This window comes from Actinokineospora pegani, assembly GCF_009745975.1.
GTDB lineage: Bacteria > Actinomycetota > Actinomycetes > Mycobacteriales > Pseudonocardiaceae > Actinokineospora > Actinokineospora pegani.
In genome coordinates, this window is record NZ_WHOL01000113.1 from 156,560 (window position 1) to 169,025 (window position 12,466).

The 12,466-nt window shown below is 72.4% G+C and carries 12 protein-coding genes and 1 pseudogene; 1 reads left to right on the forward strand and 12 read right to left on the reverse strand.

Annotated elements, in window-relative coordinates; genetic code table 11:
• The first annotated feature begins 15 nt into the window (after positions 1-15).
• Positions 16-315, forward strand: coding sequence for a hypothetical protein (locus GCL84_RS23070; protein WP_197523456.1), 300 nt, complete (start codon positions 16-18; stop codon positions 313-315).
• Between the two features lie 537 nt (positions 316-852).
• Here the strand turns inward: GCL84_RS23070 and GCL84_RS23075 are convergent.
• From GCL84_RS23075 to GCL84_RS23125, 12 genes and pseudogenes are all read right to left on the reverse strand, one after another.
• Positions 853-1,965 (reverse strand): hypothetical protein, encoded by a 1,113-nt coding sequence (locus GCL84_RS23075; RefSeq protein ID WP_156757614.1) that lies wholly within the window; start codon positions 1,963-1,965, stop codon positions 853-855.
• Between the two features lie 34 nt (positions 1,966-1,999).
• Positions 2,000-2,149 carry a hypothetical protein gene (locus tag GCL84_RS23080; RefSeq protein ID WP_156757615.1) on the reverse strand — a complete coding sequence of 50 codons (150 nt, stop codon included), beginning with the start codon at positions 2,147-2,149 and terminating at the stop codon, positions 2,000-2,002.
• A 125-nt stretch (positions 2,150-2,274) separates the two neighbouring features.
• Positions 2,275-3,186, reverse strand: a complete 912-nt coding sequence (locus tag GCL84_RS23085) for an alpha/beta fold hydrolase (RefSeq protein WP_156757616.1) — start codon at positions 3,184-3,186, stop codon at positions 2,275-2,277.
• Position 3,187: 1 nt separating this feature from the next.
• Complete coding sequence (locus tag GCL84_RS23090; protein ID WP_156757617.1) at positions 3,188-4,879, reverse strand: substrate-binding and VWA domain-containing protein; 1,692 nt, start codon at positions 4,877-4,879, stop codon at positions 3,188-3,190.
• 114 nt (positions 4,880-4,993) lie between these two features.
• The gene (locus GCL84_RS23095; protein ID WP_156757618.1) at positions 4,994-6,793 is read right to left on the reverse strand and encodes an AMP-dependent synthetase/ligase; all 1,800 of its coding nucleotides are present in this window, start codon (positions 6,791-6,793) and stop codon (positions 4,994-4,996) included.
• Positions 6,794-7,037: 244 nt separating this feature from the next.
• A complete protein-coding gene (locus GCL84_RS30305; protein ID WP_235926632.1) occupies positions 7,038-7,415 on the reverse strand; it encodes a proprotein convertase P-domain-containing protein in 378 nt (125 codons plus the stop codon).
• 3 nt (positions 7,416-7,418) lie between these two features.
• A pseudogene (locus GCL84_RS23100) lies at positions 7,419-8,213 on the reverse strand (S1 family peptidase); the annotation flags it as partial.
• A gap of 75 nt (positions 8,214-8,288) precedes the next feature.
• Positions 8,289-9,098, reverse strand: coding sequence for a S1 family peptidase (locus tag GCL84_RS23105; protein ID WP_156757620.1), 810 nt, complete (start codon positions 9,096-9,098; stop codon positions 8,289-8,291).
• A gap of 136 nt (positions 9,099-9,234) precedes the next feature.
• Positions 9,235-10,497, reverse strand: a complete 1,263-nt coding sequence (locus tag GCL84_RS23110; protein WP_407924424.1) for a M14 family metallopeptidase — start codon at positions 10,495-10,497, stop codon at positions 9,235-9,237.
• A gap of 324 nt (positions 10,498-10,821) precedes the next feature.
• Positions 10,822-11,307 (reverse strand): hypothetical protein, encoded by a 486-nt coding sequence (locus GCL84_RS23115; RefSeq protein ID WP_156757622.1) that lies wholly within the window; start codon positions 11,305-11,307, stop codon positions 10,822-10,824.
• A 217-nt stretch (positions 11,308-11,524) separates the two neighbouring features.
• Positions 11,525-11,668 (reverse strand): hypothetical protein, encoded by a 144-nt coding sequence (locus GCL84_RS23120; RefSeq protein WP_156757623.1) that lies wholly within the window; start codon positions 11,666-11,668, stop codon positions 11,525-11,527.
• 125 nt (positions 11,669-11,793) lie between these two features.
• Positions 11,794-12,465, reverse strand: coding sequence for a GntR family transcriptional regulator (locus GCL84_RS23125; RefSeq protein ID WP_207710098.1), 672 nt, complete (start codon positions 12,463-12,465; stop codon positions 11,794-11,796).
• Position 12,466 lies beyond the last annotated feature (1 nt).

Genomic DNA, 12,466 nt, shown 5'->3' on the forward strand with positions numbered 1-12,466 from the left:
TGGGGAGGGTGTGCCGTGCCAGAATCCGAGATGCCAGATCCCGAGCTGTCAGGTCCCGGACCGGCGGAGCGCGCGCGCCGGGTCGCGGGGGACGCGGTGGAGCGCTTGCTGACCAGGGAGGGCCACTTGCCCAGCGGCCGGGTGCTCACGCACGCGGTCCTGGTCTACCGCACCTTCGAGATCAGCGGTGAAGGCCGGGCCCTGTCCCGGCGCGGGCGCTGCTACCCGTTGGGAGAGCTCGATCCCGCGATGGAACGGGCCATGCTCGACGACGCCCTGTACGACGCCAAGCGGGCGCGCTCGGCGGGCGGTTGACCGGTGGTGGGCGGCCCCCCGGGGGGAGGGGCAGCCCACCACCTCAACCGCTTACCGCCACTCGGTCTGCGAGCTGGCGACGACCCGGCCGCTCTCGTTGAGCCAGCGGCCGTGGCTGGTCGGGCCGCCGCCGGTGTGGGTGGCACCGCCGCCGAGGTTGCCGATGTCGCCCCGGGTGCTGACCGGTGTGCCCGGACCCAGCTCCTGGCCTCCGGGAAGAGCCGCGCTCGGCGCCGCGCGCGAGCCGACGATCTCGTCGAGCAGGTAGCGCGGGTGGCCACGCTGAAGGCCACGGAGGATCCAGCAGGGTCGGCCGTGCCGTTGCGCCAGGTCACCGCGGCCGCGTTGCCCGCAGCCGTGTAGGCCCGGCCGAACAGGAGCCCGGTGGCGGTCTGCCCGCGACCCCCTTCCGGCGCGGGTAGCACCCGGGCCGTGGGCGGGGACTGCGGCGCGGCCGATGCCACCGCGGGCGTCAGCACTGACGCCGCTAAGACAAGGGGCCGAACGGTTCTGAGCACTCTCATCGTGCCTTCTCTTTCACCGGGTGGAGGTGAAGAGGGTCGTGGTCGAGCCGTCGGGGGAGTGGTCGACGCCTGCGACCACCGGCAGCCGGGGGTGCAGGGCCGTGGGCGAGGTGAGGTGGCCGGGGGTGAGCCAGCCCAGGTGCGTCACGCCTTCGCGGTGCCACAGCGCGGCGCGGCTGCCCGGCCCGCCCGTCGCCGGGACCTCGCCCGCGATGTCGCCGCGCTCGTTGACGCCGTGGCTGGTGCTGTGCGCGGCGGCCGGGGTCAGGTCGGTCATCGTGCCGCCCCGCCAGCGGAAGGCGTGGTAGCGGCCGTCCCGGGTCGCGGAGACGCCGGTGACCTCGCCTGCGGCGTTGAGCCACGGGCCGGTCCTGGGCCCGGTGGCGGGCAGCCGGGTGTCGCCGCCGCCGAGCGAGCCGATGTCGGTCAGCCCGCCGTCGCGCCACAGCGCCACCCGGCCGCGGCCGGAGTCCGCGCAGGACAACAGGACCTCGCCCGCCGCGTTGACCGCCACCGGCCGGGGCGCGGGGTCGCAGCCGAGGCCGGGCAGCCGGATGCCGGGGCCGCGCCCGCGCGGGAACAGCAGCGTCCGGTCCGCCACCCGCACCGCGACGTCGCCGGTGGGACCGAGCACCGGGTCGTCGAACCAGCCGTCCTCGACCAGGGTCGTCCACCGCCCCAACCGCCACAGCGACAGGTCGCTGGCGGTGCTGGTCGGGTCGGCGCCGACGTGGTGGCTGATGACCAGCACCTCGCCCTGGCCCGCGATGGCGACCGCGCTGGACTCGAACGCGCCCGGCGGGTGCAGGTCGACGCGCTCGCCGCCGGTCCACAGCGCCGCCCTGGCGGCTTCCCCGGGGTGGCGGGTGTAGGCGCCGACGACCTGGTCCACGTCGTTGGCGGCGACGGTGTCGCTCGGGCTGCGGCGCTCCAGCACCACCACCCGCCCGTCGCGCCAGACCGCCGCGCGGGGCGGCCCACCCCGGTGGCGCAGGTAGCCGTGCAGCATGCCGGTCGCGGTCATCCCGCTGAGCCCGGCCTCGGTGGCGCGGTCGGGCAGCGGCAGCGGGCGCAGCGCCGGGGCGGGGCAGGCCGCGTGGGCAGCCGTCAGCTCCAGGGCGCGCATCGGACACCTCTCGTCGAAAAGGGAGGGCGGAGGGTCAGAGCTGCCCTGCCACCCAGGTCCAGTCCGGCGGCCGCGGGTGGGGGACCGGGTCCGACGGCTCGTCGACCTCGGGCCAGTCCACGTCGTCCTCGCCCGGGTCCGCCTGTGCCGCCAGCACCCAGGCCAACACCGCGTTGCAACGCATGCGACACCCTTCCCCGCTGAGACCGGTCCCCGACGATTCCGAACTGTAGCGATATCAATGCTACTCAAACAATGGCGTTATGTGAAAAACAGGCCAGTACCGGTCCACGGGTGAGCCCCGATGGCTCAGGCGAAGCGCTTGAGGGCCTGCGAGAGCGCGGCGTTCGCCGCCGCGGTGAAGCGGTGCCCGGAACCCTCGAGCACGTCGAGCTCGGCGGATTCCCACGACTCGGCCAGCCGCCACGCCGTGCGCAGCGGGCTGCCCAGGTCCAGCCGGCCGTGGATCAGCACGGCGGGCACCCCCGCCAGCACCTCGGCCGCCGAGCGGGCCAGCGCCCCCTGTTCCAGCCAGGCCGAGTGGGCGAAGTAGTGCGCGCAGATTCGGGCGAAGGCCAGCAGGTCGTCGGACACCTCGCCGCTGAACGCCGAGGGCGGCCCGGCCTCGTGCGAGAGCACGGCCTGCTCCCAGGCGCACCACCGCTCGGCGGCCTCCTGGCGCACGGCGGCGTCGTGCGAGCCCAGCCGCCGCACGTAGTCGTCGAGCACCTCCGGCCACGCCAGCCCGCCGTGGAAGCGCTCGGCCTCCTCCGGGAACACCCTGGCCAGCTCCGCGTACCGCCACGCGATCTCGTCCGGGCCCGAGGTCGTGACCGCCGTCAGCACCATCTCGGTGACCCGCTCCGGGTGCGCCAGGGCGTAGGCCAGCGCCAGCGTCGACCCCCAGGCGCCGCCCGCCACCAGCCACCGGCGGACGCCCAGGTAGCCGCGCAGCTCCTCCATGTCCGACACCAGCGCGGGCAGGGTGTTGGGCGACATGTCGACAGCCGGGTCGGCGGCGTGCGGGGTGCTCAGCCCGCACCCGCGCTGGTGGAACAGGATCGCCCGGTGCCCGTGCGCGGTCAGCCTGCGCCGCCAGCGCTCGGTCTGCGGCATACCGGGGCCGCCGTGCAGCCAGACCAGCGGCTTGCCGTCCGGGTCGCCGCAGCTCTCCCAGTAGATCGTCTGCCCGTCTCCGACGTCGAGGTGGCCGGAGTCCACGTCAGCCCGTCCCGCAGGTGGGCGGTTGGCACAGGAACTTGCCGAGGGCGGTGTAGAACACGTCGGAGATCTTGGTCGGGTCCGCCGCCGTGTAGGCCTGGCCGCCGGTCGCCGCGGCGATCGCCGACAGCTCCTCCTCGTCGACGTCGGGCCCGATGCCCACCCCCACCAGCGGCAGCGGCCGGTTCGGGTCCTGCAACGCGGCCAGCTCGGTCAGCAGCTCCGACCGGCTGATGCCGTCGGCGTCCTCGTTGCGGCCGTCGGTCATCACGATCACGACGTTGATCCGGCCCGCCTCCCAGTTCGACCGCGACGACCGGTAGGCGGCCAGCACGCTGTCGTAGAGCCCGGTCGCGCCGCCCTCGACGGCCTCGACCGCCTCGACCTTCTCCTTGGCCCCCGCCCCCAGGTGGTCCTTCACCAGCCCCATCGGCAGCAGCTCGCGGTAGTCGCGGTCGCCGTCGAGCTCGGTGGAGAACAGCCACAGGCTCCACTTGGACTCCGGCCGGAACAGCGTCATGCCCAGCGCGGCGGCCCTGGCGGTGACCTCCATCCGGGTGGCGCCCGCGCCCGGCACCTGCGCGGCCATCGACCCGGACACGTCCAGCAGCACCTGCGACCGCGAGGCCCGGTTCGCCCCGGCCCACTGGTTGAGCAGCTTGTCGATCGCGGCGGTGTCGGGCGCGTCGACCCTGGGCACCGGGTCGGTGCTGGTGCGCTGGTCGACCGACCGGTCGCGCAGCACGTCGCCGTCGGCCGCGCGGAAACCGGCGTCGCCCAGCGCCCGCACCGACGACTCGTCGAGCAGCCGCCCGGCGAACCTCAACGCCAGGTCTCGCTTGTCCTGCGCGGCGCTGGGCAGCACGGTGAACGGGTAGTCCATCGACGGCGCCCGCGGGTCGGCGTAGCCCGCGACGACCTTGTAGCCGGAGTCGGCGGCGTTGTGCCGCAACAGGTCCCGCTCGGTCGTGGCGATGACCGCCAGCGGCCGGTCCGGCGACCCCGTCCCGGGCAGCCGGTCGTAGAGCTCGCGCGCGGTGGGCGCGGTGTGCTCGGCGAGGCGGCGCAGCGACTCGGTGAGCGCCCCCTCGGGGTCGGGCGTCGTGTCGGCCACCGCCCGCACGCCGAAGACCGCCGCCGTGCCGACCGGGTCGCGCACCGGGTCCGGCGCGCCGATCGCCGTCTCGGCCGGGGTGGCCAGCACGTCGGCCCACGTGGGCTGCTTGCCCGGCCAGCCCAGCGAGGTCGCCGTCTCGTCGGTCATCGCCAGCACCACGGGGGTGCTGGCGATGGAGGTGCCGTTCACCGGACCGCTGAACGCCCCGTTGGCCTGCGCGCGGCGCAGCACCATCGTGCTCTCGGGGATCCACACGTCCGGCAGGGCGCCATCGGCCGAGACCGCCAAGGACTCGGCCACCCCGGCGGAGTCCTTGGCGGTGACGGCGACGTGGTAGCAGGAGGCCTCGTCGCCCGCGCGGCCCTGTTCCTCGACCCGCTCGCCGATCAGCTCGACCAGCGGGGCGATGTCCGGCGCGGCGGTGACCGCCAGGGTCGGCGGCTCGTCGCAGGTGAACGCGAACCACTTCGGCACGACGTTGACCGCCGTCCAGGCGAGCAGGCCGACCGCCGCGGCGACCGCGACCAACCGCAGCGCCGGGCGCAACCGGCCCCGGCCCGACGAGTGCCGCCCCATCGCCCCCACCCTCCCCGGCCGTGGATTTCGGTCAGGTTAAGGCAGACCCCCGGCACCTGTGTACCCGGGAGAGCTGAATCACCGTTACCAATCGGTTGGCAGGAACGGTTTTGCTCACGAGTAGAGCGAATCGACCTCCGCGCCGAAGTCCTTCATGATCACGGAGCGCTTGAGCTTGAGCGACGGGGTCAGGTGGCCGGTCTCCGGGCTGAACTCGGTCGTCAGCACCCGGAACTTGCGCACCGACTCCGCCGTGGACACCGCGGCGTTGCCCTCGTCGACCGCGGTCTGGATCTCGGCCTGCAGGTCGGCGTCGTCGACCAGGTCGGCCAGCGTGGCCGACTCCGGCTTGCCCGCGGACTTCTTCCAGTGCACGAAGAACTCGGGGTCGATGGTGATGAGCGCGGCGATGTACTTCTGCCCGTCGCCGACGACCATGGCCTGCGCGATCAGCGGGTGCGAGGCGATCCGGTCCTCGATGACGGCCGGGGCGACGTTCTTGCCGCCGGAGGTCACCAGGATCTCCTTCTTGCGCCCGGTGATCGACAGGAACCCGTCGGAGTCCAGCTTGCCCAGGTCGCCGGTGGCGAACCAGCCGTCGGCGTCGAGCACGTCCTTGGTGGCGGCGGCGTTGTTCCAGTAGCCGTTGAACACCTGCCCGCCCTTGAGCAGGATCTCGCCGTCGGAGGAGATCTTCACCGCGGTGCCCGGCAGCGGCTGGCCGACCGTGCCCGCCTTGAAGTTGTCCGGTGCGTTGACCGTGGCCGCCGCGGTGGTCTCGGTCAGGCCGTAGCCCTCGAGCACCACCAGGCCGATTCCCCGGTAGAAGTGGGTCAGCCGCAGGCCGAGCGCGGCGCCGCCGGAGATCGCGTAGCGGGTCTTGCCGCCCAGCGCGTCGCGCAGCTTGCCGTAGACCAGCTTGTCGAACAGCGCGTGCTTGACCTTCAGGCCCAGCCCGGCCTTGCCCTCGGCCTCGCTGTAGGCGATCGCGGTGGCCGCCGCGGCGTCGAAGATCTTGCCCTTGCCGCCCGCGTGCGCCTTCTGCCGCGCCCCGTTGTAGACCTTCTCCAGCACGTAGGGCACCGAGAGGATGAACGTCGGCTGGAAGGCGGCGAGGTCGGGCAGCAGGTTCTTCACGTCCGGGCCGTGGCCCATCGTGGTCTGCGAGTACACGCAGCCGACCTGCACCATGCGGCCGAACACGTGCGCGATCGGCAGGAACAGCAGGGTGGCGGCGTCGTCGGGCAGCCCGGTCCCCTTGAACAGCCGGGTCAGCACCTCGCCGCCGTAGCCGACCTCGGCGAAGAAGTTCGCGTGCGTCAGCGACACGCCCTTGGGCTGGCCGGTGGTGCCGGAGGTGTAGATGATCGTGGCCAGGTCGTCGGCCCGCACCGCCGTGCGGCGGGCCTCGACCTCGGCCGCGTCGACCTCGGCGCCCGCGGCGGTGATCGCGTCGATCGCGCCGCCCTCGATCCGCCACACGTGCTTGAGCGCGGCCAACTCGTTCTGCACGGCCGCGACGCGCTTCTCGTGCTCCTCGGTCTCCACCACCACGGCCACCGCGCCGGAGTCGGAGAGGATCCACTGGATCTGCTCGGCGGAGGAGGTCACGTAGATCGGCACCGGCACCGCGCCCGCCGCCCACACGGCGAAGTCGAGCAGGGTCCACTCGTACCGGGTGCCTGCCAGGATCGCGACCCGGTCGCCCGCGCCGACGCCCGACCCGATCAGGCCGCGGGCCACCGCGGTCACCTCGTCGGCGAACTCGGCGGCGGTGACGTCGGTCCAGTTCTCGCCGTTCTTCCGGCGGAACTGGACGTGCCTCGGCGTTGTCCTGGCATTGGTGAACACCAGGTCCGCGAGGCCGCCCGCCTCTTCTCGCACAGCGACAGCGGGGACGGCGAACTCGCGCATGGTCTCTCCTCCGGATGGCTCCGTACGTTCCTGTTACTCCCGGGTAACTGCTACCTCGGGGTAACTTTGTCCGTATCTTGCCCGTAACTGCTCGGTTCAGCCAGAGTACGGTGCCAACTGATACCTCCGGCGTGACAACTTCACAGGTCAGGGCCCCGGGTGGTGGCTTGTGCGCACCGCCCGGGGCCCTGCTCCCGCTGGTCTGGCCGAGCGGCCTGGGCCGAGTTCCGAAAGCCGCGCCGGGCTAGAAGGTCAGCGTGACGTTGCTGATGTACCCGGTGTCGATCGTGGCCACGTCCTGCACCCGCAGGTGCCAGGTGCCGGTGGCCACCGGGACGGCGGACGCGTTGACGGTGTAGGTCTCGATGACGTTGTCAGCGGAGTCCCCGCCACTGGAGTTCTTCAGCCGGAACGCGGTGCCGTTCGGGGCGATCAGGTCGATCACCAGGTCGCCCCGGTAGGTGTGGCGGATGTCGACGCCGACCTTGAGCGCGGACGGCGCGGCCCCCGCGACACCGGAGACGGCGACCGGGCTGCTGACCACGCCGCGGTCGGGGATGGCGTAGTCGGTGGTGTTCGAGAAGGTCTCGCCGCCCCCGGGCGGGGTGCCGCCGCCGAGCACGTCCGCCTGCGCGGCGATGGCCGCGGACAGGGCGCTGACCTGGGCGTAGACGCCGGGGTAGTTCGGGCGGGCGCAGCCGCGGCCGTAGGAGACGATGCCGACCTGGACCCAGTTGCCGCTCCCGTCGCGGCGGACCATCGGGCCGCCGGAGTCGCCCTGGCAGGTGTCGGTGCCGCCCTGCGGGAAGCCCGCGCAGATCTCGACACCCGCCTTCATCGACGGGTACGCCGACCGGCAGTCGGCGTCGGAGATGAACGGGACCTGCGCCTTGAGCAGGTAGCGCTGCTGGGCCCCGCCCTCGGTCGCCGCGCCCCAGCCCATGATCGCGAAGGTGCCGCTGTCGTGGGCGGGCGTGGTGGCGGTGGGCAGGGTGACCGCGCCGGGGATCGGGGACGCCAGCTTGATCAGCGCCCAGTCGCCGCCCGCGGCGGTCGAGTAGCCGGGGTTGCGGTAGACGTAGCTGGACTGCCGGGTGACCCGGCTGCCGCTCTGCAGGTCGACGACGCCGTAGGTGGCGGTGATGCCGGTGTTGTCGCCGGTGCCGTTCACGCAGTGCGCGGCGGTCAGCACGAGCTGGTCGGTGTACATCGCGCCGCCGCAGCCCATCGACAGCCGCACCATCCACGGGAACTCACCCTGGGCCGCCCGCGTGCCGCCGACGACCTGCGGGGTGAGCGGGCCGTCGTCCGGCGGCGGCGCGGCGGTGGCCTGCGCGGCTAACCCGGTGGTCAGGGTGGCCGCGCCGACGGCGGCCACGGCCGCGCGCCGGAGCCTGGAGTACCACTTGCCCTCGATCATGGTTCTCTTCCTTTCCTCCCGGGCCCTGGCAGGGGGTGGACCCGGTGGACTGCGCGGGGACGGCTCCCCGAGGGCCTAGAGCTTCGCAGCCCGTGCGGCGATCGCCGACGCCAGCGCGCTCACCTGGGCGTACACGCCCGGGTAGCCGGGCCGGGCGCAGCCTGCGCCGTAGGAGACGATGCCGACCTGGACCCAGTTGCCGTTCGCGTTGCGGCGGACCATCGGGCCGCCGGAGTCGCCCTGGCAGGTGTCGGTGCCGCCCTGTGGGAAGCCCGCGCAGATCTCGGTCTCGGCGATCATCGACGGGTACGCCGCCTCGCAGGCCGTGTCGCTGACGAACGGCACCCTGGCCTTGAGCAGGTGGCGCTGCTGCGGGCCGCCCTCGGTCGCCGCGCCCCAGCCGATGACGGTGAACCTGCCCGAGTCGTTGGCGGTGTTGGTGGACAGCTTCAGGGTGGCCGCGCCGGGGATCGGCGACGCCAGCTTGATCAGCGCCCAGTCGCCGCCCTCGGCGGTGAAGTAGCCCGGGTTCTGGTAGACGTAGGCCGACTTGCGGGTGATCCTGTCGGGGCTCTGCAGGTCGACCACGCCGTAGATGGCGGTGATGCCGGTCTCGGGACCGGTGCCGTCGACGCAGTGCGCGGCGGTCAGCACGATCTGCTTGGTGTACATGGCCCCGCCGCAGCCCATCGACAGCCGCACCATCCACGGGAACTCGCCCTGCGCGGCGCGCGTGCCGCCGACGACCTGCGGGCTCACCTCACCCGGCGTCGGCGGCGGCGGCGCGGCGGCGGCCTGCGCGGTCAGCCCGGTGGCGAGCATGGTCGCGCCCGCGGCGACCAGCACGGCCCGTCGGATGCGTGCGGTCCACTTGCCCTGGCTCATCTTCGGTCTCCCTCGTCCTGTCGGGCCCCGGTTGCAGGGGTGGACCCGGCGAGCTCGTGCCCGGGGTGCGCCCCCCGGGTGTGGAGCGCCCCGAGCGGGCGGCAGGGTTCAACCCGCCCGGGGCGCGAGTCGGTTGTCAGCAGGTCTGACCGATCGACCTCTTAGGACAATCGGCGTGGTCCAGCAGGTAGAACAGCGCGTCCTTGTTGCGCGCGGTCTCCGAAGCGATCACCTCGTCCGGCGGGTAGAAGCCGGACAGGCCCCCGCCGCTGGCCGGGTACATCTCGAAGGTGTAGCCGTAGATCTTGTGCACGCCCCACAGGTAGTCGTCGATGGAGCCGTCGGTGATGTAGAGGTCCGACGACTGCTGCGCGGTGTAGCCGTTGCGCGCGGCCATGCCCCGGCCCAGTGTGGCGAACACCCGCTGGTCGGTGGAGTTCAAGTCCGCCGTGGTGTTGCTGTAGGTGTAGCCGTAGGGCCACAGCACCAGTTCGGAGTAGGTGTGGAAGTCCACGCCGGTGGTGATCTGCTGCCTGCCGCCGACCACCCGCGAGCTGATGAAGTCCTGCAACGCGGTGACCTCCGGGCTGCTCGCCGCCCGCGGCCCGCGGTAGGTCTCGCTCGACGGGCTGCCGGAGGAACCGCCGCAGCAGCCCCACTTGTGGTTCCAGTTGCGGTTGAGGTCGGTCCCCACCGCGGACGTGCCCGCGTTCGGCTGCCGGTTCTTGCGCCAGCCGCGGTAGGCGCCGGTGGCGATGTCGTACTCCCCGCCGTCGGGGTTGACGTCCGGCACCACCCAGATCTCGCGCGTGTCGACGAGTCCCCTGACCCGGCTGTCGGTGGCGTAGCCGTCGGTCATGGTCTTGATGAGGTAGAGCGCCATCTCGACGGTCAGGTGCTCGCGGGCGTGCTGGTGCGCGGTGAACAGCACCTCGGGCTCGGCCTCGTCGGAAGCGGCGTTGTCGGAGATCTTGACCGCGACGATGTCCCGGTTCTGGTAGGTCTTGCCGATCACGCGCCGGGTGATGATCCCCGGGTGGTCCACGACCGCCTGGTTGATCTCCGCGTTCATCTCGGCGAAGGTGTGGTACCGCGAGTCCGCGCTCGGGAAGTCGTTGGCCGCCAACACCCCCAGGTCCCGCACCACCGCCGCCTCGGCGGCCACGGTCAGCCCCATCGCCCGGATCTCCGCCACCTCCCGGGCCGTGGCGGAGATCAGCAGCCTGCTGTCCTCCACCCCGGTGACGGCCGCCCCGGTCGCCGCCACCGCACTGCGCTGCTGAGCCGTCGTCACCCCGCTCACGTGGTACTCGGCGGACTCCCGCCCACCCACCCCCCTCGCCGCCCCGACCGGCGAGCTCACCCCGACCACTGCCAGCGCGACCAGCACCCCACCCAAGATCCCAAGCCGTCGACGTCGCACAGGCCGTTCCTTCCGCAGCACCGGTTCGCGTCCCGCGACCGGAGAAGGTGGATATCCCGCCGAACTGCCCCGCTGAGTCGTCCTGTTGGGCCGCCCAACCAACCCAACCCCCGCCTGGTCGAATCCTGACCGCCCGCCCGGCGTCGGACAAGCCCGCAAAGGGGCATGAGCCTTCCCGTTTATTTCCCACTTCCCCACGCAGACCCGCAGGTGAGCCACCGTCCACCCAGAACATTCACCCGAACGCAGGCTCAAGCCCGCCCTGCTGCCGCTGAGCGTGACGAGCGCGGCAAGCGGATGCTAATTCGACGTGTCCGGTGCGCGGTCTTCCTCCGGGTCCGGTCCCCCGTCGGCGCGGGTGGCTCGGTCCTGGAGGCTGAGCAGCTTCTCGGCGACGTAGAGCACCATGTCCTGGGCCTCGGGCTCCAAGGCGCGGTAGATGCGCCCGATCTCCCGCTGGCCATCCGCCTTCGCCAGCTTGCGCCCCGCCGCCCGGATGCGTCGGGGCGTCGGCGAGTCCTCGTTCGACACGGCGGCCTCGCGCAGCGCGAGCGCCTCGGCCAGATCGATCTCCATCGCCGTCGCGGCGGCGGTGACGAGCTCCTCGGTGGGGCGGAACGGCCGTCCGTCGAGCCTGCTGCCGCGCTCCAGGTTCTGCCAGGACGACTTGGAGACAGCGGCCTCGAGGGCCGCCTCGATCTGGTTCAAACCCCGTCCCACGCGTGCGTTGGCGATCAACCTGGCCAGCTTCTGCAGCAGGTCGTCGTTCGGCAGGCCCTTGCTCACGGCCGCGATGATCTCGCAGCGAATTCGCGGTGATCGCCGCGAAACACCTATACCTACCTGTAGCCAATTGAAGCTTTTCTGGTAGCCTCGCGGTGGTCGCTAGGAGCCACCGCTCGTCTTGCGATAAGCGGTGTTTCAACCCCAAAGACACAACCTGTCCAAGAAAAAGCCCGCTGCGACGCGTTCCCACGCGCCGCGGCGGGCTGGTCCCAGCCGATCAGGGCAGTGGCACGACCGAGATCGCCGCCAGCAGAACCGCTGATCGGGAGAGCAGGAGCATGCTCATGCGCAGGGTCGTCCCCCACCCGGCGCCTGCCACCTCGGCCAGCACCCCGATGGCGTCATTCCGTGGTTTCCTCACCTGTGTTCCTTCCCGAACCGATGATTGCTGCAACGCCGCCTGCGGTGACGTCGCGCATTCCTAGCCATTCGGTCCCGCGTTGTCTTGTCGATCGCGGAGAGCGGGGGAAATGGGGCGGTGAGCGGCTAGCGCATTGTCAGTCGCACGGCGAGCGCACGGGCGGCGCGCTCGGCCGTGGCGGCCAGGTTGGGGTCGAGGTGGGCGCGCAGGAGACGGACCGCGGAGCCCACGTCACCGGAGCCCAGGTGCTCCAGGATCTCGATGTGGTCGGCGATCGCGACCGCCACTGCCGCCGGGTCCGGGAACGAGTAGAGGTGGATCGGCCGCGTGCGGCGGTTGAGGGCGGTCAGGGCGCCGACGAGTTCGGTGTTGCCCGTGGCGGCCAGCAGCGCCGTGTGGAAGCGCTCGTCCTCCAGCGCGAAGTCGGGCCCCGGTGGGGGAGGCGCGGCCCGCAGCGCCCGCCAGCGCAGGAGTTCGGCGTCCAGGGCCGAGCGGTCATGGCCCAGGTCCGGGTCCTCGATGGCTCGGGTGATGCCGCGCAGCTCCACCGCCAGCCGCACCTCGTGCAGGTCGCGGACGGTGGCCAGGTCCGGCACCACGACGGAGTAGCCGTAGTCGTGGCGCCGGACCAGGCCGTCGGCGATGAGGCGGGTGAGGGCCTCGCGGACCGGGGTGCGGGAGACGCCGAGGGCGCGGGCGAGCTTGGGCTCGGTGAACCGGTCCGCGGGGGACCAGCGGGCGGCCAGGACCTCTTCGCGCAGGCGCAGGTAGACCTGGTCGCGCAGTGGCTCGGGCACT